Source organism: Candidatus Acididesulfobacter guangdongensis (assembly GCA_004195045.1).
In the GTDB taxonomy this organism is placed as follows: domain Bacteria; phylum SZUA-79; class SZUA-79; order Acidulodesulfobacterales; family Acidulodesulfobacteraceae; genus Acididesulfobacter; species Acididesulfobacter guangdongensis.
Genome location: SGBC01000003.1, coordinates 191,084 through 213,518, shown reverse-complemented (window position 1 = coordinate 213,518; position 22,435 = coordinate 191,084). Strand labels below are relative to the sequence as shown.

Below are 22,435 nucleotides of genomic sequence, written 5' to 3'. Positions count from 1 at the left end.
TTTCAAGTAATAGCTTGAAGCATTAATGTGTATTCTTTAATATATGGCTCTAATATAGATTTATCGCCATCTTCGTAATAAATTATTGCATTTATTGCCCATAGTAATAAATTATAATAAAACCTAATATCAAAACTTAATGACATAGGAAAAACATTTTGTAAATCTTGCCTTCTATAATATATAGAAGATAATATAAGCCATGCTGTTTCGTATTGTTTGTTACTTTTGAATAATTCATGCAATTTTTCAGGTAACCTTATAAAAGAAGGCAAACTTTCACATGTTGTAACGTTATGTGCCCAAAAATCAAAATTCAATTTTTGACAATTTACACATTCTTTCTGAGAAGTCTTTAATTTATATATTTTTTCCAAACTTAGATCAAACAAATTACCTACAGAATAACTTTGGCAACCCTTTGGAATAACACAGCAAGTTAAAACATTACAATTTTCATCTATAGTTAGCATGTTGAACTGAGGACATGAATAATTGATGGGTTTTTTTGAAATAAGCTCATCTACGTAAAAAAGCATTAAATCTTTTGATGCTTTTTTTAATATTTTTCTGTCCAATGAGTTATCTATATAATCTTTAGCAAGTTCATAATGATTTATATAAGCGTAATATGGCCAGATATTTATATTGTAATTTTTTGCAAAATTTAATGCTTGATTATATTCTGCAATGTTAAACTGATAAATGTGATAATTAATTATAGGGGTTCCTTTGTGCCCAGCCTGTTTAAATCTTTCTATTATTTTAATTATGTTATTTTTTATTAAATTAAAATTAAATTGATGAATTTTATCATAAGACGATTGAGAAAATCCGCTCATAGAAAATCGCAATTCCAAAAGATTTTCCATAGATGTTGACTGTGCTAATTTGGGAAACTTTGAGGCATTAGTAGAAATACTGAACTTTATTTTGTGATTATTTAATATGTTAACTATACTATCGAATTCTGGATGAATAAGTGGTTCACCCCAATTATACAAATCAATAGAGCCATATTCTACATTAAATATTTTATTTATTATTAAATAATCAAGAGCTTTTTCAAAATTTTCTACTTTAATAAAAGAATTTTTAGTATCGTTAATATTTAGTTTATTTAAATTTAACAAACCTGTAACACAATATGGACATTTTGCATTACAAACACCTGAAATGTCAAAAATAATTTTATTAAACATAAATTATAATAAATCACAAATAATACTTTAACTGTTAAAATATTTTATGCAATAAACAATATCAACAACCTATAACGGCGAGTTTAGTTTTATAAAATTTCCAAATATGGAATGGCTAAAACAAACTTTCCGCCCCATCTACGTATATATGAAAGCTGTTTTATTATTTCGCTTTTTATATTCCAAGGAATAATTAAAATATAGTCAGGCTTTTCTTTTTTTAAAAAACCTTCATTTAAAACAGGTATATGACTTGCGGGAAGAAACTTACCTTGTTTATAAGGAGACTTATCAACTACAAAAGATATAAGGTCTTTTTTAATTCCGCAATAATTAAGCAATGTATTTCCTTTGGCAGCAGCTCCATATCCGACAACCATCTTTCCCTCTTTTTTTGCTGAAATTAAAAACTCTAAAAGATTATTTTTTACTTTTTCTACTTTTTCAGAAAAAGAGGAATAAGTAGTAATATTAGTAATACCAAATTTTTCTTCTTTTTTCAATAATAATTTCACCGAATCAGACGCCAAAATATTAAATTCTTCATGCGTTGCATATATTCTTAATGACCCTCCATGCGTAGATAGTTCTTCAACGTCAAAAATATTTAATCCATGTTTTTTAAATATTTTATTTACAGTATAGAATGAAAAATATGAAAAATGCTCATGATATATTGTGTCAAACTGGTTTTGTTCTATCAAATTTAAAATATGCGGAAACTCCATAGTAATAGTTCCATTATCCTTAATCAACTTCTTAAGTCCTATTACAAAATCGTTTATATTTGGAACATGTGCTAAAACATTATTACCCAATAATAAATCTACTCGTTTTCCTTCGGCAGCAAGATGTGTTGCTAAAGAAGCATCGAAAAATTTTTCTACAACATCTATACCTTTTTGTTTTGATACTAAAGATGTATTAATTGTTGGTTCTATACCGTAACATTGTATACCCATTTGTTTAAAGTATTGAAGGAGGTATCCATCGTTAGAAGCTATTTCGGCAACAAGGGACGACTCATTAAGTCCTAATCTTTTTACAATCATTTCTACATATTTCTTTGAGTGTTCCAACCAACTTTGTGAAAAAGAAGAGAAATAAGCATAATCAGAGTTAAATATTTCATCGGATTTCTTATATTCGTCAATCTGAACAAGAAAACATTTATCGCATACAAAAAGCTTAAGCGGATAAAATATTTCAGGTTCGTTTAACTGTTCTTCGCTTAAAAAAGAATTAGATGGCGGAGAATTTACTAAATCTATAAATTCATTTTTTAAATTGTTTCCGCAAAATCTGCATTTTATAGTCATGCTATTTGCAATTAAAATTTTTCATATTTAGGTTTATCAATTATTTTTTATTTTTTTATGCATTAATTTATACTGCACCCATTTGTCAAGTTGCTATATTAAAGTCAAGCAAAATTTTTAAGATTCTATTAAATTTTACTCCTGTGACAGCCAAATATTTTGATTTATCAAAAACCTGATTTTTAGTAAATAACGTATGGGCTATTATAATAATTTTTCTCATAATAGCTATAACGGCTACTTTCTTTTCCTTTCCTCTTTCAACTATACGGTTATATAAAATCTTAAAAGGAGTATTTCTATATATCATTGAAAGAACCGGCATAAAAAACATCATGCGTAAAATAACAGAACCTCTTTTAAATATCTTTGTTTTCTTCCTGACTGAAGTTCCCGATGTTGTTTCAACCGGATCAAGTCCGGCTAATGCAGTCAGTTCTTTTTTATTAGTATCGGGATAGTTAAGAAAAAACATAGTTGAGAAGAGAACTTTTATTGCCTATGCCGCTAACAGATTTAACGCATTTAAAACATTCGGAAAGTTCCTTGTCTTTATGAATCGTTTCAAGCATTTTTTCTATAACTTTATCCTGCTTTTTTTCTGTAGTTTTAAGCTCTTTCGCAAGTTCTTTTATAATCCATTTATTGCTTCTTAATATTTGGCTCTCAAGCCTGTTTTTTAACTCCACTATCTGTTTTTGCAGAAAATAGTAATAAGACATAAATTCTTCCAATTTTTGATTTAGCTTATTTAATTCTAATATCTTGTAATCATCTTCTTTGGCTATCTTCTGTATATCCCAGAGCATTTTAGAATCCAATATATCCGTTTTATTTCTGTGTTTAATCGCCTTGGAAAAATGTTTAGAATCTCTCGGATTTACTTTATAAACAGGTATTTCCGTTATTAATACATTCTAAATCTAAAACTAAAGGATAATGACCTGTCGCTTCATAAATGAATCCGGCATCTTTTTTTGCCACCTTAATTGCAAAAGCGGTAACGCTCTTCTTGTTATTTTGAATCTCAAAATAATTTTTGCCGTCAAAACACGAAAGCGTTAATTTTGAAACATCTATTCCTAATGATGTTCATTTTTTCCTCCGCTTGATAGATTTAAATTAATTTGCCCAAATAAACTTCATCTCGTTTCATACAGTCTTTTAAGACTCAGTTACTATCCAAGTTTTTGGTTGGGCTATCTGACTTGACATCAGTCTGCCGTTATAGAGCGACTCAGACAAATTAGATATGCCCTAAATTATAACAAAAATAATTAAATTTAATATAAAAAATATTAATATACGAGACCGATTTTTTATTTTCTTACTTCCTTTTTTTAATTCTTTTTCATTATCATTTTAATTATTAATTATCATTTATTTTTATTAGTATAATTTAAAAAGGGGTACCCTTTTTAAATTATACGCCGCTTTTTCAAAATATTTATTATAAACTTTTAGCGGCGGTTTATATCCTAAAGACGAATGCAGCCTGTGATTGTTGTATTTATACATAAAAGCGTCGATGCCGGCTCTTGCTTCTTTTAGCGTTTCATAGCCCGAAGGATAGATATTGTCCCATTTAATAGTACGCCAGAACCCATCTTCGCCTGCTGAAAAGTCATGCTTTTCAAAACTCGCAGGTGAAGATATGATAAATATGTTGTCTATCGCACGACCTTTAGAATCCATTGAAATAGATATATTGTGATTTAATAAAATATTAATGAAATTCTGAGCCGTATATTGCGAACCCTGGTCTGAATTAAATATTTCAGGCTTTCCGTATTTATATATAGCGTCATTTAATACATTCATAGTAAGCCTTTCGTCCATAATAGGAGATAGGCTCCATGACATAATACTGCGTGCTGCGTGTATAAAGGTCTATTACGGTGCCTGATAATAGATAAACAAAACCGTGATTAAGGCGGATATAAGTGATGTCTGACGCCCAGACTTGATTAGGCTTGGTTACCTTACGACCTTTTAGAAGATACGGATACTTTTCATGATTTGCGTTAGGCATTGAAGTGTTTTTCTTCTTTGCCGGATACAGCGCTTTAATACCCGGTATTTTCATATAACTTAATATTTGCTTAGGATTGACGTCTTTGCCTTCCTCAATTAAAGTATGATACATGCGGCGGTATCCGTAATACGGAAATTCCGTATATATTTCATCTAACCTGTTTAATATAATTTGATTTAAGAATCTTTCAGTATGTTCATAATAGATTGTAGTTCTATTTAACTGTAACAACTGGCACTGCCTTGTAATAGACAATGGTATAAACGCATGCCGTTTATGTCGGGTCCTGCACCCGAAGGGCAGCGCAGCTCACGCTTAATTTGTCAGTCAAGCCCAACATAAAAGCCAAGCCGTTGGCTTTTATACCTACTTTTTTTTGCAGCCACATAAAGGCATTTGGCTTTTATACTTCCCATTACAGTTCTGCCTAAAGTTTTTTCTAAGTTTTCTATTTTTTCTTCTTTTTCTTTTAGTTCGTCTTTGTATTTCTTAGAAGACACGGAATCTTCATAAATGGCGGAAGCATTCTCAAAAAACTGGTGAACCGCCGCAGGCGGTTAAAAAACGCGCCTCCACACCTGAACGCTTTTAGGCAGTATTTTGTATTGAACGGCTATTTCATTAGTCGTCCTGCTAAGATTCCAATAGTTCTAAGACGACCTTATCCTTAAAATCAGGAGAAAACTTCCTATGGCTTGTACTCATTATAACGCTCCTATTTTTAATTATAATTATTATTTTAATTATAGTTAAATTTATTATTTTTAATTTGCTAATTTTAATATGCTAATTTTTTAATCTTTTTTATTATTTTTCTTATTAGCTAATAATAATAAATTTTAACAGATTTTTATAATTATTGTAATGCGGAAGTTCAATTTTAAAAAAGCTGTCTTAATTTATGGGTTCATTATAGTTTTATTTCTTCCTTTTTAAAAATAGTTATATCTTTAGTAAAATCAACATTTTTGTGTTCAATCCAAATGGATTATGTGCCGAACCACCTATTTCCAAACACTCACCTTTACAATAGTAATGAGCAAGAGCGGATTCACGAAGCTTCATAATAATTCAATAGCAATAAATCATTATATTTTTCAGTTTAAAATTCCTTGTAATTCACCAGGTAGTTTTATTGAAAATAAATTATCCGGAAAACTCAGATTTATATTATATGCAAAATCATGCTCCAACAATTTACCCCATTTTGCTTTCAAATAATTTTTCTCTTTTTTAAATCTAACCTGTTTTTCTTCAGTATCTTCGTAGCCTCTGGTTCTGCTTTCATAATGATAAAGCATCGCGTAAGGCGTATATACATTATAGTACCCAAGTTGCATAACTTTCAGGCAAAAATCTACATCATTATATGCTACGGCTAAATTCTCATCCATTCCGCCTGCTTTTTCATATATATCCGTTCTCAGAGCCATGCAGGCGCCGGTAACCGCCGAATAATTCTGTAATAGCTGCGCTCTTCCGAAATAGCCGGAAGCATCTTTATTTATCAATTGATGAGAGTGAACTGCGATAGAGTTTTTTTCTCTGTCTGATCCGATTATTACTCCGGCATGCTGAATTGTATCGTCGAGATACAAAAGTTTGGCTCCGACAACCCCAGCCTCAGAACGTAATGCATTAGAAGCAAGCTCTCTTAACCAATCATCGTTAATTATCTTCATATCATCATTTAAAACAACCAGAACTTCGCCACCTGCGTATTTTACCGCCAAATTAACGACTTTAGAATAATTAAAAGGTTTATTGTAAGCAAAAACTTTAATTTTTTCATGCTCTTTTAATAATTTTAAATATTCCAATGTTTGTAACTCATCGCTATCACGGTTAATTAATATAATCTCAAAATTTTTATATGAAGTTTTTTCAAATATGCTTTCAATAAGGTCTTTAACTAATTGAAAGCCGTTATGAGTAATAATTATCAAACTGATTAAAGGATTTCCTGCTATATCGTAAATCACACGATTGTAATCCAATATCATTGGCGCTTCAACTACTTTTGCTTTAATATTTAATCTATCTAAATGATCCTGTACGGCTTTTCTCGCCGCAATAATAGCATAAGATTTACTGCTTGTTGTAATAGCCGTTGAACCTTCTACCATTCTCCAGTGGTATAGAATCCTTGGAATATGCCTTATTTCGTTATATTTAATTTTTTCAATAAACCGAAGTGCTAAATCGTAATCTTGAGAACCTTCATATCCTTCTCTAAAGCCATTTATTTCATCAATTACAGACTTTTTGTAAATGCCTAAATGGCTTATAAAATTCTGAGATAAAAAAAGGTCGGGATTCCAGTCGGATTTAAAATAAGGCATAAACCTGCTGCCGTCAATATACAGTTTATCTTCATCGCTGTAAAGCAATTTTGCATCGGGATGCTCGTTTATTTCTTTAACAACTTCAAATAACGCAAATTCTGCAAGCTCATCGTCATGGTCCAATAATGCGATATAATCTCCGGTTGCTATAGACAAAGCACTGTTGGATGCTTTTGAAATATGACCGTTTTCGGTTCTGTACGCAATTTTTATTCTTCCGTTTTTATCCTGTTCCTGATAATATTTTAATATTTCTTTTATATACGGCTTTGCAGAAGCGTCATCTGCAATACACAGCTCCCAGTTTTGATAAGTCTGATTAATAACAGACTCTATTGCTTTCCTTAAATATTCTTCAGGAGTGTTATAGACAGGCATAATAACGCTTATTTTAGGACTGTATTTAAATTTAAACGTCGTTTGCCGCTCAAGTTCAATTTCAGAAGGTTCATTATATTTAATCCATATCTTATAAATTTCATTCTGGTCTAACGATATTTTGACGTCCTTATTGGATTTAATAATGTTATTGATAATCGTACGATACGAAAAAAGCATTCTTTCTTTTTCTTCTAATAACAGATTAATATGTTTTTCTGATTCCGATTTTTTATTCTTTGTTTTTATTATTTCAAGCTTTATCTCTTCGTTTTTTTTACGGTTTTTAATATTATATTTATCTATAGTCAATAAGTGGTCGGAAAGTTTTATTGCTTCGTTATAATTTTTCTCGGCAATAAGGTCGTCTATTTTATTTTCTGTCAGCTTTATAACTGTAAGCGGGATAATTTTGTTAGGCAAAGTGCTGTCATTGCTCTCTGATTGTTCCATGTAAAGCAAATTATCCATTTTTGCAAATATATAATCATCGGCTTTATATTTATGCTTCCATTTTCTGTGAAAACGGTTAATGTTATCGATATCATATTTGTTTCTTCCATACGTTTTTTTTTCAAAATGAAAAACTATACTTTTAGGATTAAATATTAACTTATTGCCTGCTTCCCTTAATTTAAGACATAAATCTACGTCTTCGTATCCGTTAATATAATTCTCATCAAAACCGCCGACATCATAAAATATATCTTTTTTAACTAACAAACATGCTGCCGTAAGGGCGTTAAAATTTCGCAGATATATTATATTCTTAGCATCTGAATTCTTACATCCGGTTACATCGACTCCTGACAAAACATTTGGAATGAGGCGGCGTTCAAACATTATTCCCGCAGACTGAATTTTTCTGTCAGGATATAAAAGCAGCGGACCGGAAGCCGCTACGCCGGAAGATTTTGCATCTTCTGCTGTTAGAGAGCAATACAGCTCGTCTATTGCTCCTTTGGAAACAACCGTGTCGTTATTTAAAAAAAGTATATATGGCGCTTTTGATAAGCTCGCCCCAAGATTAGAAGCTTTTGCAAAACCTAGATTTTCTTTATTGGATATAATTTTGAAATTTTCGAGCTCCTGAAAACTTTTGAAAAATTCTCTGGTTTCATCCGTAGAGCCGTTATCAACGATAATTATCTCAAAATTTACCAGCGGATGATTTCTGAATATTGAAAAAACACACTGTTTTGTGTATTTAAAATTATTATAGACCGGTATAATTATAGATACATCGTAATTATTATTATCACCGGCATCACCAACGCTATCATCTTTTGCATTATTATGCGGTATTTTATAATTGATTTTATCTAAACTTATATTATTGGAAGAAACGCTCAGAGAATCAGCAAGAAAATAATTGAATCCGCCGCCGGCATAATATGAAGCGAGCTGCATCAGCAGCGCTTTATCTTTCAATGAGAGTATATTAAAATCATCTTCTAAAAATAGAATTTTAAAACCAATTTTGTATATATACGGAAAATAAACCGAAAGCATTCTATTAAAAAATTCTAATGCGTCTTTGGCATAATTGCCGCTGATGTCGCGGTCTGTCCAGCTGATAGCACAGCTTTTACCGCTGCCGCTATTATAATTATTGTTACCGGCGATGCTGTCCTCATCGTGAACATTGCTTTTATTACTAACGCTGCCGTTACTATCATTACTGCATATGAAAGCCGTGTCTAAAATACAAAATAAGTCATCCGGTCTTATGCCGTGTGATTTCAGAAACATACTAACATTTTCAAAATTTTCCCGAGAGAAAAAAACATCTGCTTTTCTGCTGTTTAGCGGTTTCAAAGGATAATCTACATCTGATGCAAAGTTATTTTCAGAATCGTCAAGATAAACGCCGTAATCAAATTTTTCGTTGGGCGGCAGCTTATCCGAACAATATTTTAAATAGATATTTTCATCATAAAATTTCCATTCATCAGACACTAAGTATAAATCCCAGTTGTTATATTTATTGTGCAAATCTCTTATAAAAACAGAATATTTTATTAAATTTTCCGGTTTTTCAGATTCTATATTTAATAAAACTTTTTTAGGTTTTTTTGATAAATCAGATAAAGACTCCTTTTTTGCAGATATTTTAATTTTACCGTATTCATATTCGCCAGGGGCTGACGCCGGATACACATCAATGAATCCGGCATATTCAAGATATCCCTTAAGCAAACGTTCCGAAAAAATTTCTTCTTTGTAGTTAATATAGAACGAAGACCCGCATGATATGACCCTGAAAGATTCAAAAAATAATTCTTCAAGATTTTTATAAGTAAGCTGAAAGTTAATGTCGTTTATCGTCAGTTTTTTAAGGGAAGAATCTGGGAAAAGAGACAGAATTTTTGTAAGCAGACGAAAATCTTTCAAGTTGCCAAACGCCAACGATTGAGCTTTTATATCTAAATCTATAACTATATTTTGATTTAAATTTGGACACAGATTTAAGTTTGGACCTGCGCTTAGAGTTTTTTTGCTGTCTTTATCCGTATCTGATATTAAACTGCTCAAACTATCGGATATGGAAGTTAAATCGAACAATTTTCTTACAATTATTTTTATATAATCATGGTATTCGGCTAATGCTGAAATTAAAAAATTATTTGCGAAAAGTTTTTCTTCCAATGATGGAAGACGAAGATAATTTTTTACGATAAAAAACTCAAAAATCTCTTCGTTAATTAATTTTTCGTTTATATGAAGAATTAATTCGTTTATTTCATTCTCATTTGCTATATTTACGGGTTTCATAGACATTAAAACTTTTTTATGCAGCAATACGTGACAATATTGCTCTGTATTTTTATTTTAGTTTTATATATATCTATCATAAAATAAAAATACCGTTAAAGTTTTATATTTTTCTTCATTTCTTCCATTATGCCTAGCCATACATCAATATCCGGTTTTAATTCAAATTCTATTATATCGGTTAGCAGCGTATAATCGGCATCTTTCTGCGTTGACATGATAGACGACAGCACTTTTTCTAAATCGCTAAAATGAGATTGTATAGATTTTCCTTTGTAAGTAATATTGCTATAATCAAGCTTTGCAAATTGAGCAATCTTATCCATTATCTGAACAAAAACACTTAATCCTGTGAGATAGCTGGCAAAATCGGTAAATCCTCCGGAATAATTGCCCCACCTTATGCTGTCTGCTGTTTTATCGATACCTTTTTTAAATTCGTTAAAAAAAAGTATCACAGAATTTATTGACCCGTCAAGCATTTCTTTATGGCTCATGGTTGTAATTTTTATATTATCGCCGTTCGATATAATCACGGCTTTTGATTTTTCCGAATCTGCCATAAGTTCGCTGTAATCGTTTCCGTTAACGTCTATTTTCTTAATCAGTCTGCCTTCAGGTAAAATATCTTTAATGCTGCCGTATAAAATATCATTCATAGTCTTCCACTGAGGTAATATCTGTACCTGATTATCATCGACTAAAAGCTGCATTTGACTCCTCCGAATATAAATAAATATAAATCAATTAATAACTATAATATAAATAAATATCAATAACTAAATAAATAATAACTATAAATAAATATCAATAAAGTTTTTTAACTAATTTGACTAAAATTGAACATATCAATTATAATATAAATTATAAATTTAACAACTCATTTTTTTTAATATAATCAATAATTTTTCTCACGGCTTCTTCAAAACGTATATTCGGCGTCTTGATGTGTAAATCTGCAGACAGCGGCTTTTCATAAGGCGAATCTACCCCTGTATAATTATCTATTTCACCGTCAAACGCCTTTTTATACCAGCCTTTAGCGTCCCTTGCGGCACAGTCGCAAAGCGGAGCATCTATAAAAACCTCTACAAAATCATCTTCTCCGATAATTTCTTTTGCATATTGTCTGCCGTCCCTGAAAGGCGAAATAAACGGCACTATAGTTATGAGTCCTGCATCTGCAAAAAGCCTTGCTATTTCGGCAGTTCTTCTGATGTTTTCATTTCTGTCAAAATCAGAAAACCCTAAATCAGTATTAAGCCTATGTCTAATGTTATCGCCGTCCATAAGATATGTATGAAATTTTTTTTTGTGCAGTTCTGCTTCCAGCAAACCGGCGATAGTGCTTTTTCCGCTTCCGCTGAGTCCGGTAAACCATAAAACAAACCCTCTGTGTCCGTTTAGTTTTTCCCTATCTTCCCGCTTTATAATATGTTTTTGCCAGACAACGTTTGAAGTCATTCTTTATTTTTCCATTTCCATTTTTATTTTTATTTTTATTTTTCTTAATTTTTATATTTATATTTGTTTTTATTTTTCTTTATTATTTTTCTTTTTGTTTTTATCTTTCTTTTTATTTTTCTGAGAGAGCGTCAATAGTTTTGCCAAGCTCCGCTATTTTATTTTCTTTGTCAATAAGCACTTCATTCATGGCAAGCAAGGTATTATAAGAAGCCTGCATAAAAAAAATAGTGGAGCTGAGTTCTTTAAGCCATATTTTAATTTTTGTAAATTCTCTGGCAACATTCGAATCTGTTATAGAAAAATCTTCTAAGCATAATTTTCTTAATAAAATATAAAATTCTGCAACCTTCGGCGGTATATTCTTGTCAATTCTTAAATCTTCAATAGTAAAAGCGGCATGCCTCATGCTATTTGTTAAAAAATCCGCCGTATATTCTTTGAGAGCAGGATTATTTTTATTGTCTATTTCAAGTTTTAGCCGTAATGCAATTTTTAGAAGCTGCGCCTCAGGGTTTTCAAGCATATCGTCGTAATCAACGAAAACAGCGTCAGAACTAGACATAAACATAGGGTTTAAAATACAGTCTAAAACAGAAACCATACCGCTCAGCCATATATAATACGCAATGATAATATCCATATTTCCCCGCTTAACCATAGAAAGGGCGGAGCTTTTCGGATTTCTGCAGGCAACAACATACGAAACATTCAATTTAAGTTCGTTGAAGATTTCCTGCCATATTGGCAGCAGTTTAGCAATAAACGGGTCTTTAAAACCAAAAATATCCGTATTGCCTAATCGTTCTTTAAGAATATCTTTAGCAGCACTTTTAAAGATACTTATAGCTTGATCCGGTATGTTTTTCAAATTTATTAAAATTGCATTATCCGGTTTGCCTGTTAATATTTTTAACAATCCGTAATTAAGCGAATTAATATCGGCATCCTCAAAGAAACCTTTTTCATTTCCGATATCCGGCGGACTATAACGAGCTTTCCCTATATATATGCCGAGCGCATCAAGTCCCTTAGTGATAGCGCTCGTTCCGCTTCTCGGCACTCCGACTACTGCTATAATGCGTTTTTCTGTTCCGTTGCGTTCATTATTCATAATTCAGAATCTTGTAATAAACCTATCTGCCATGTTTTATTTAACTTATTATATCTTATTATATTTGCGTATATCTTATTTATATTTGTTATATCTTATTATATCTCTGCACATCTTCTTAATATTTGCTATAAATAAATTACAGAAGATTTAATTATTATTTAATTATTATTTATTTAATTATAGATTTAATCTAAAAACTTTAAATTTATTCCTCTTTTTTGCCAGTTCTGCTGGTTCCATATTTTATTAAAAGTTTATCAAAAAAGAGCGACCATATTTTCTTGAATATAATCAGCTGGTGTTTATAACCGCTATAATTTTTTAACGAATCCACAGCCATACCGAATATATCATAACTGACGGTACTGTTTAAATTTATAACATGAATATAGTTTATAAGGCATAGTTCATCATAAGGCGATGAAATATGCTGCAGATTATAATCTATAGATTTCATAACGGTCATGACTTTATCTATTTTTTCCAAGTTAAGAGGGTCGTTTAATGCTATATTCACCAAATTCTTTGCTTCATTCATGCCTTCCACACATAAACAGAGCATATCATCAATGACGCTAAATTCATCGTCAACGCCGCCTTCAGCACCGTAAGAATCATATATGTCTGTGAATTCGCTGAAACAATCAATAAAAAGGTCTATTTCATGGTGTATGCCGCCGCTATTCTTGCCATAAACGCCATTATTATTATCGTTGTTATTATTATTTTTTTTATTACTGCCGTTATTATTATCATAACCGCTATTATTGTTGTTATTGTTGCTATTGTTATTATTGTTATCGTTGTTGTTAGTATTGTTGGTATTGTTACTTTTTTTATTACCGTTGTTATTATTTTCATCACCGCTGTCTTCAGTTTTGTCTTTCCTGTCTGAATTAAGTTTAAAATCTTGTATATAAAAATATTCAAGCGAAAGTTTTAAAATTCTCAGTTTTAGAGCTTTAAGCGTAAGTCTGCCTCCGGATGCAGGCAAAAAGTCGATAAATCCGTTCGCATCAAATCTTGAAATGTACGGTATTATACCGCTTTTTTTGTATTTTGAAAAATAGTCTTTAGCATCAACAACGTCTGAAACATCATGTATTCCTGATGTATCTGAAAAATCTGCCGAAACTTCTAAAATTTCTGAAACTTCTTGAACATCTTGAACATCTGGAACATCTGGAACATTAGAAACATTCAATTTATTAAGACTCTTTTCTAATTTAGTTTTTGCAATATCAAAAATATATTCAGGTTTAATAAGATTTTTACATACAGGATTCATGCATTTAATATGAAAATCGCATGGAAAGCAGCCGATATCCGGCGTGACAAGCGCCATATTTTCGGCGTAAGGTCCGGTTTCCATAAATCCGACGTGTCCGGTATAAATAACCACAAGGTCTATTTTTAAACCGACACCTATATGCATTGTTCCTGTATCGTGGGTAATAAGGAGTTTGCTCGCTCCGACGGTATAAGCTAAACCTGCGATAGATGTTTTGCCAGTAAGATTTATGAGTCTTCGGGCTGCTAAAAATTCTTCGCCGGTTTCCGTTTCGGCAATTTTTTTTTCTATATAGAGTCCGTTTTCTATATCATAAGGGGCGCCCAGCAGCGCTATTTTTATTTTTGCGTTGTAATTTAAAAGCATACCGGCAAGCGCAGCAAAATAATCCATATGCCATTTCTTTGACTTCATCGAAGCGCCTATAGCAAAAGATACTATTACATCTCCTGCTTCAGGTCTTATGCCGTATTCTTGTAAATTATTTTTGAATTCTGCAATAGTTTCATTCTTAAAAGATAATGCTATTTCATTTCTGTCTGCCTTATAATATTTATTTCTGTTTTCAGGCAGTCCGTCAAGGCATCTTGCATAAATATCTACAAGATTTAAAACGCTTGCCTTTCTATTTCTGACAGCAGAAAACAAGTATGCTATCATTTTATCGTTAGAAACTATATTTCCTTCGCGGGTTATGGAAATACCGATATTTCTTTTAGAATTCAGCATATAAAGAAAATAGACGCTGAATTCGTCATGCGAAAGATTTATAGCTATGTCGTATTTTATATTTTTAATTTCATCCGAAATCATAGCATTAACGGCTTCATATATAGCAGAATTAAATTCAAAATTTGCAGATTTCAGCATTTCGGTTAATCCTTTTAACTTCACCTGCCTTATATCGTCTATATAGGACAGAAAAGGCGTTATTTCATAAAATTCAGCCGAAATAATAAGGGTGACAATACTTTCGGGGTAAAAAAACTTTATTTTTTTAAATAAGGCGGTTGACTGTATAATATCGCCCATTCTGGTGAGATTTAATATTATAATCCTTTTCATTTTCATAAAACTTTTAATCCTGTTTTGCCGTCATTTTTTACAGTCATTGTGTTTTATTTTAATCATGGTCTTTATCTAATTTTGCGGCGCGGGCTTTCAGCGACCACAGCATAAGAATCATAGACTCTGTTTTTGACAGCCTGCCCTTGCCTCTCCTGATATAATCAACCAGCTCGGCTATAGAAACTGAGCCCTTGTCTCTGAATATCTCAATCAGACTGTGCAGCTCAGGTTCTTTTTCCGTTTCCTTAAGAAGTTTTAATATATTTTCGCGTCTTGATACTAATTTATTTTTTATAGCATCATAAGAATTTAAGAGTATTATATTCATTATTTCGGAAACACGCCGTTCGTAAGTATGATGTTTTCTGACGGTATTGTAGCCGTGTTCGGCGATAGCCGACCGTTCAGCTTCGTTATCTAAATAATAGCGTATTTTTTTTCTTAAATCTTCCACGCTATCAAATACTACTAAGTCTTTGCCGTCTTCAAAAATACCTTTTAAATATCTGCGCCTGTCAACGAGCTGAAATCCGCCGCAGCCAAGTATCTCGTAAACGCGCGGATTTAAAAAATCTCCGTCGGGATTTATATCCCAGTGCCACATTGATGAATGAAGATTGATATTTATCTTTGAATAATTATATATCTTTACGGCTTCTTCTTCGGTAAAACGTTTTCCGCCGTCCTGTATTAAAAGGCTCAAAGGCATATCGGCTATCCAGTCATTGCCCCATATTTTAAAATTAAAATCGGTAAGTTTTGCAAATACGTTTTTCCTGTTAAAATAGCCTGCGCCTGCAAAACTCACATCGCTGCCGTATTTTTTTTCATCATCGTCATATTTATTGACGTTATTATCTGCATCATTTGCATCATTGCTGTTATTACGCTTATTGCTGACATCATTATTATCTATAATAGTATCATCATCATTATTATTATAACTAACACTATCGTAATTATTATTAGCAGTATTATTTTTATTATAGTTTTTATCGGCACCTTTAATATCTGCATCATTATTGCTATTTTTGGCGATTCTATCATGAAATGACGGAAGACAGGCAAGAGGTATATAGTAAAAATTGTGCAGACCCATATTCTCCAATTCTTTAAAAAAATCATCCTTCTGGATTGTGAAAAAATAATCGACATGTTTGGCTATGCCGCTCCAGTAGGTGAGCGTTCTGAAATCTTCTACAAACCAGTATGCCGTGATTATTCCCATACTCCTAAGTCTTAAAATAACCCTCTCAGTCGCAGGCGACTGTGCCATAAAAAGTACCATATCGGGCGGATTGTTCATCACTGCCGAAAGCAGAGCTTCGGACATAAGATTTGAAAGCATCTGCCTTAATGAATTAATATGGTCTTCGTTCTGGGTAAATTCGTTCAGATACTTATACCCATCGTAAAATCTGGAAAAATCCATAATATCGGCGTTATATCCGCAATTCAGAAAAGCCCTGTATATATAATTTCCTATTGTAGAAGAACCGCCGTACATAGGCTGGGCTATAAGAACTCTGAAAGAAGAAGGGCTGAAAAACTGATTTATGTTAAATATCTTATGTATGCGGGTATATTCGTTTTTAAAAATATTTTTATATGAAATAAGTTCAAATAATTGCCGGTCAGTTTCGCCGAATACAATATCCTTTTCAGGCACGGAAAGCAATATTTTATTATACAGCAATTCTGAAAAGTCGCAGCTGCTCAATATAAAATTAAGAGACTCTATGGACGGTTCAAGTACGGAAATTTTAAGCGGATTTATCTCTCCGTATCTGTTTTCAAGCAGCTTTATAAGCTCTTTTATATGATAGCCGAAACCGAGTCCGAATATAATAATATTTTCCGGCTTTTCGTGCTTTTTAGCGTACTTTTCAATTACGGACGCTGCCCATTTTTTCCCTTCCGCAACCGGATCATACACTGAATGTACGGTTATGCCGTTAATTTTAAAAGTCGAGCCGCCGCAGCATTCATGCGGCATACCTGTTCTCGCGGGCAGAAGTTCAAATGTTAGTTTTGTGTTTTGTTCTAAATTTATGCCTGAAGTTTTACGAAAAGCTAAAATCTTTTCTAATAAAACGGGATTGATTTTCTTTAAAATTTCAGCATTCTTTTCAAAACAATTGTTAGCATCCATATCTATTAAACTCATATTATTATATATCAGTACTTATTCCTATACTATGCAAATTGCGCTAACTTAATTTTTGCAGCAATACAATACCGAATAATATCAGGTAATCTCGGTTATATCAAGCAATATCAGACTATAACGATTAATATCAGGTATATTAAGCAATACAAAGTTGTACCAAATAATACTGACCAATATCAGATATATCAGGCAGTATCAGATAGTACTAAGTTAATATTTAGACTGCATCAAGCTATTCGGTCAATAGCGGCAAGCTGAGTTAAAATATCTACCGCCGTGTCTAAAAGCAAAACTATATCGTTAAAAGTTTTTTCTATAAAGTCTGAACCGGCATCAGAATCTGCATATAGGTTTTCATCTATGCTTGAACCTGAACCGGAATATGGGTTTGAATCTGAACTAGAGCCGGAATTTTTATAGAAATCTATCTCATCGATAAAATAATCCGTAACAAGTTTTAAATATCCATAATTACGTCCTATTTCTTTTACTGCTTTCTTAAACCTGTCAAAATACTTAGCGTAAGAACTGTTTTCCTGACTATCCGAACTATTTGCCAGTCCGCCGCCGACTAGCCTTGCGAAAGAAAGTTTTCCGTTTTCAAAAACGGTTATAACAAAAGAAATATCCGACTGTAATTCTTCTATTAATGCCGTGCTTATTTTATAATATTTTTTACAATTTTTCAAAATATTGTCAATGTCAGGCTCAACACCGCACCCTGAAAGAATATAAATCCAGCAGTATTTTAAAATTTCAGATGCCAATTCATTTTTATTTATATATTTTTTTACTAAAGGATAGTAATGGATAGAACCTGCATTGGCGCAGAAAAAAACCTCAGAATTACCTTTCTTGATATTAGAGATAAGCTCTTTTCTTGCAGAACCGCTTTTTCTCAGCGTCATAACAGCCAGCGAAAATACATCCTCGGGCTTTATATCATTTTTGCATGAAAAATTATATCTGCACAGGTCATGCTCCAAGCACGGATAACAAGCTGCCTTAGAGCATATCGCATAAGATTTATTTAAATGAGGACCAGTTTCGTAAAAATTTGCGTTGCCGATAAAAATAGAAACTGCCGGCACTTGTAAAATCTGGGCTATATGAAGCGTGCCAGTGTCTGTCGAGATTATAAGGTCAAAATCTTTAATTATATAAATAAGCTCGCTTAATGAGGTTTTTCCGGTTATATCTATTATTTTCCTTTCAATATTCTCTTTATTGTACAAATTACCTGTATTGTCGGTAATATTTATATTATCGGGGTCAGATAACCGAGAAAACAGCAAATCTTTAATTGCCGCAGCAGCGGGAACATCTTCCTTGGTGCCTATAAACGTTATTTCGCAGTTAAAATGTTTCAGCAGCAGTTCTGCAAGTCTTGAATAATTTTTTGTGCTCCATAATCTTTTTTCTGACGAAGCGCCTGTTGATATGCAGATTCTAAACTTGCTTCTATTGTTTTTATTTTTTTTATTTTTGTTTTCGGTGTTAAATTTTAATTTTAAAATATCATAATTTATTTTTAATTCAGCAGGCTTATTCAGACCTATAAGAGAAAATATATCAATTATATTGAGCTTATTGAGTTTTCTGTTTTTGACAGAATTATAAAAATAATTAGCCGCTCCGTGGCGCAAAAGCGCTTCAGAAGTTTTAAGGGATTTATTAATACATATAAAGCCTTTTTTATTTGCATTATCGAAAAAATCCAATAAAAGACCGCTTAGGATATCATAATTGAGATTTGCAGCCAGACCGTACCGACTAAATAGAGGGAGAACGCAGTATCTTATATTATCAAATAAATTAAAAAAATCTGAATCATTCCGGCGGATATAATCTTCGTCCTCCGCCGGAAACAAATCTTTAAATGTTACAAGCTTAACATCGTCGATTAAAAAATCTTTTATAGCCGTAATATTAATATCGGCAAATATATCGATTTTTACTTTCTTTTCTATTTCTTCTTCTTTTTCTGATTTCTCTTTCTCTCTTAATTCTTCTTTATTTCTCGATTCTTCTTTATTTTTTGCTGTTTCATTAATTTTTTTTATACCTGTCTTCGCATACAGACCGTCTATTAAAGGAATCGACTGAAAAAAATCGCCGATTCTTCTCATCTGAAAAACAAATACAGCGCTATTACCCATTCATTTACAATATAATTAAGTTATGTATGATATATATAATTTTTATCTAATTCATTTTGTTTATCTATGATGCAACTGCAATCATATTGGAAAAGGTGTCAGATTAATTTTTTTGAAAAAAATGAAATCTGACACCTTTTCCTTATATAATGCATAAACCTTTTCTATTGCGGATTAAGGTATTATATGCGGCTTGACACCGATGATACTGCTGCGTTTACCGTATCGTTAGCAACCGAACTTTCGGGTATAGCATTAGCTGACGCCGCCGCACGCTGTTTTTCTTTCTCTAAAATTATTTTCCAGCCGTTTACAAGATTTTCTAAAACCACTAAAGATTCATCAAGTTTATGAGAATCTTTCTTAAGATTTGCGGTAGTGAGATGATATGATAAAAAAACATAAAGCTTGCTAAGATTTTTTGCGGTTTCTCCGCCTTTTTCCATATTAAGATTTAAATTCAACTCATTTATTAAAGCAACGGCATTGGATATAGCAATAGATTTTCCAGCATAATCATTCTGAGCAAGTTTTTCTTTTGCCTGTTGAATAAAAGTAATGGCTCCTTCATATGCCATAAGAATAACAGTTCCGTTATCTATTGTAGAAGCTGCGACATTTTGATATTGATACGCACCAGTGTTAAGCATAATCTTTTTTGCTCCATTTTAAAAATACATTTTTTTTCATTTATTTAATAATTTATTTAATATTAGACGACATCGGTTCTTCTACACTTTATTTAGATTTATTCCGTATTTAAATTCATCTCATATTTAAATTTGTTCTATATTTAATTTAAATTTGAAATATTTATCCCTCAAACTTGATTAACCGCCTGTGGTTGTTGACGGCATCTGACCTATCTGGCTTGCCAATGCGGCACTTGTAGTTTTCATCTCTCCGACGTACTGTTCTAAAGCTGCAAACTGTTTTACATACATCCCCATCTGCTGCTGCACCATTGCGGTTTGAGAAGCAATCTGCTTGTTCATGTTTTTAAGCTGCGAATTAATCTGCTGCTGCTCAAAATAAATAACCCCGTTTGCAGGATTTGTGTAAGAATTTAAAAAATTGGTCATTCCTCCTTTTTCGGAAACACCGTCGGCTGTCGGAGACCCGTTTGCAAGCGCGCTGAAAAATTGCTGAACCTGCTGAGGATTCGATGTCAGCATACTGTTTAATGTCGTTGCATTAAGCTGCAGTTGACCGGAACCGTCTGCGTTTTCGGTAATTCCGTAGGTCGAAGGAAGTCCGCTGCTGCCTGTCATGCCCGGAGCTTCGCTTCCCATAAAACTGTATAAACTGTTTACAAGACTGGCGAGCGCAGGATTACCGCCGAGCGGTCCTGTTGATTTAGTACTCTTATTGTATGTCTGCTGAGCCGACGCATCGCTTAGCAGTTTATTATAAGAAGATACAAAATTATTCACGGCAGAATCTATCGCGTTTGTATCAAGCCCAACCGTAATAGTAGCAGAACCTGTAGAAGCCAGATTTAATGTGACACCCGGAATGACGTCATTAACCGTATTTGACTGGCTCGTAATACTTATTCCGCCGTAAGTCAAAGCTGCATTTTGAGCTGCTTGCGTCGTTGAAAAAGTAAGGGCAGTAGCGGTAGAAGACGTAGCAAGCGTCGGATCAGTTACAGATATATCGTTATTCGTTCCGGTATTATTACTGGTCAGAACAAGCTGATACGGATCGGTAGAGCTGCCGTTATTTATAATCGATGCGCTGACTCCGGCACCTGAATTGTTTATTGCTTGAGAAAGATCGGCAAGCGTATAGCCGGTGGAAGAATTTAAAGCCACATCGGTTGTTTTTCCGTTTACCGTTATATCATAAGTTCCTGTAGCTCCTGAGCTGGACACCGCGGTTGAAGTTGCCGCAACTCCCTGAGAAGCCATAACATCCTGAGTAGCAAGAGCGCTGACGCTTAGACTATAAGTTCCCGGAATCGCCGACGATGAAGCAGTTGCCGTTGCAACCGAAGAATCGCTTGATGTAGCAGAATATGTATTAAACAGCGAAGTCTGACCTAACGCAGCAGCGGCAGAATTTAAATTAGACACAGCTGAACCTATCGTGCTCCATGCGCTCAATTCATTGTTTAACGGCGACTCCTGGTCTTTCATAAGCGTAATAGGCTCTGAAAGACTCTTATCTATTGCATTGAGCAAGGTAGTATAATCTATTCCGGAAGACAGTCCCGTACCGGCGACTATTAACCCCTGATTAGGGTATGAAATAGGAGTGCTTCCGCTGCTTGCGGCACTGCTGCTTAATGAAGGGACAGACATTTATATCGCCTCCTTAACGTCATCTTTATAATATATAAATAATATAAATGAAATTAGAATAAAAATAATAAAACATCAAAAAAACTACAGGTAAAACAATCAAACTAACTATAAACCTATAAACTTTATATTCAGTATTATAATGGAATACCGATAATCTGCAATTTTTATAATTTCTCGTTCAGCAATGCCCCTTTCTGGTAATGAGACATCATGTACTTTATAAACTCCTCGGACGGAATCTGCGACTCGACCTTTCCGGTTTTAGAGTTAACTATATCTATAACAGTTCCGCCGGCTTTCGGGTCCCATTTAAAAAGGGTTAATGTTGAAAGCGCAGGAACAGGATTTAAACTTTCTTTGATCTCAGCCTTAAGAACCGTCTGTAAATTTTTATTTGCCTCAACAACAGGCACAGCCGTATCTTTCACTGCAGACTTGACGCTGCCGGTATTTTGCGTTCCGTTTGCGGAGACAAAAACCGCACCTGCAGCCTCAGAATTTACTTTTGCTAAATCGCCCGCAACACTTTGCGAACCGCCGGCATGAGGAACAGCGGCGTTACCAGAGAAACCTCCCTGTTGAACATTTATCGAATTTAGACTGTCCGCTATATTAGTCATAGCACACACCGCCTCTTTTTGTGTCTTCTATCTGCAACAAAAAATATGAAAACACTGTTTATGGAATCAGCCCCGCGGTTTTTACGCCGCGGGCATCATCCTATTAATTATTAGCATACAAAATATTCACTGTAATATCAAAACCAACAATTAAAACCGCACAATCATAATAATAATTTCCAT

General features: G+C 33.0%; 16 protein-coding genes. All 16 read right to left on the bottom strand.

Annotated features, from left to right (window positions below; genetic code table 11):
* Positions 1-2 precede the first annotated feature (2 nt).
* Entirely contained in the window at positions 3-1,202 is a 1,200-nt protein-coding gene (locus tag EVJ46_07310; protein RZD15998.1) for a hypothetical protein, read from the bottom strand.
* 89 nt (positions 1,203-1,291) lie between these two features.
* Positions 1,292-2,521: a methyltransferase domain-containing protein gene (locus EVJ46_07305; GenBank protein RZD15997.1), complete on the bottom strand. Its 1,230-nt coding sequence runs from the start codon at positions 2,519-2,521 to the stop codon at positions 1,292-1,294.
* 85 nt (positions 2,522-2,606) lie between these two features.
* Positions 2,607-2,996 (bottom strand): hypothetical protein, encoded by a 390-nt coding sequence (locus EVJ46_07300; GenBank protein RZD15996.1) that lies wholly within the window; start codon positions 2,994-2,996, stop codon positions 2,607-2,609.
* A complete protein-coding gene (locus tag EVJ46_07295) occupies positions 2,983-3,429 on the bottom strand; it encodes a hypothetical protein (protein ID RZD15995.1) in 447 nt (148 codons plus the stop codon). Before EVJ46_07295 ends, EVJ46_07300 begins: the two co-directional genes overlap by 14 nt.
* A 481-nt stretch (positions 3,430-3,910) precedes the next feature.
* Positions 3,911-4,384: a hypothetical protein gene (locus tag EVJ46_07290; protein RZD15994.1), complete on the bottom strand. Its 474-nt coding sequence runs from the start codon at positions 4,382-4,384 to the stop codon at positions 3,911-3,913.
* A complete protein-coding gene (locus EVJ46_07285; GenBank protein RZD15993.1) occupies positions 4,326-4,859 on the bottom strand; it encodes a hypothetical protein in 534 nt (177 codons plus the stop codon). The genes EVJ46_07290 and EVJ46_07285 overlap by 59 nt, the downstream gene beginning before the upstream one ends.
* Before the next feature lie 794 nt (positions 4,860-5,653).
* Complete coding sequence (locus EVJ46_07280; protein RZD15992.1) at positions 5,654-10,060, bottom strand: glycosyltransferase; 4,407 nt, start codon at positions 10,058-10,060, stop codon at positions 5,654-5,656.
* An 89-nt stretch (positions 10,061-10,149) separates the two neighbouring features.
* Complete coding sequence (locus tag EVJ46_07275) at positions 10,150-10,767, bottom strand: hypothetical protein (protein RZD15991.1); 618 nt, start codon at positions 10,765-10,767, stop codon at positions 10,150-10,152.
* Between the two features lie 151 nt (positions 10,768-10,918).
* The gene (gene cysC / locus EVJ46_07270; protein ID RZD15990.1) at positions 10,919-11,518 is read right to left on the bottom strand and encodes an adenylyl-sulfate kinase; all 600 of its coding nucleotides are present in this window, start codon (positions 11,516-11,518) and stop codon (positions 10,919-10,921) included.
* A gap of 112 nt (positions 11,519-11,630) precedes the next feature.
* Positions 11,631-12,632 carry a hypothetical protein gene (locus EVJ46_07265; GenBank protein ID RZD15989.1) on the bottom strand — a complete coding sequence of 334 codons (1,002 nt, stop codon included), beginning with the start codon at positions 12,630-12,632 and terminating at the stop codon, positions 11,631-11,633.
* Positions 12,633-12,840: 208 nt separating this feature from the next.
* Entirely contained in the window at positions 12,841-14,997 is a 2,157-nt protein-coding gene (locus tag EVJ46_07260; protein ID RZD15988.1) for a hypothetical protein, read from the bottom strand.
* A 52-nt stretch (positions 14,998-15,049) separates the two neighbouring features.
* Positions 15,050-17,161: a hypothetical protein gene (locus EVJ46_07255; GenBank protein RZD15987.1), complete on the bottom strand. Its 2,112-nt coding sequence runs from the start codon at positions 17,159-17,161 to the stop codon at positions 15,050-15,052.
* 230 nt (positions 17,162-17,391) lie between these two features.
* Complete coding sequence (locus EVJ46_07250; GenBank protein RZD15986.1) at positions 17,392-19,323, bottom strand: hypothetical protein; 1,932 nt, start codon at positions 19,321-19,323, stop codon at positions 17,392-17,394.
* Positions 19,324-19,505: 182 nt separating this feature from the next.
* Positions 19,506-19,973, bottom strand: coding sequence for a flagellar export chaperone FliS (gene fliS, locus EVJ46_07245; GenBank protein RZD15985.1), 468 nt, complete (start codon positions 19,971-19,973; stop codon positions 19,506-19,508).
* A 180-nt stretch (positions 19,974-20,153) separates the two neighbouring features.
* Positions 20,154-21,629: a hypothetical protein gene (locus EVJ46_07240; protein ID RZD15984.1), complete on the bottom strand. Its 1,476-nt coding sequence runs from the start codon at positions 21,627-21,629 to the stop codon at positions 20,154-20,156.
* A 167-nt stretch (positions 21,630-21,796) separates the two neighbouring features.
* On the bottom strand, positions 21,797-22,252 hold the full coding sequence (locus tag EVJ46_07235) for a hypothetical protein (protein RZD15983.1): 456 nt from the start codon (positions 22,250-22,252) through the stop codon (positions 21,797-21,799).
* Positions 22,253-22,435: the final 183 nt, after the last annotated feature.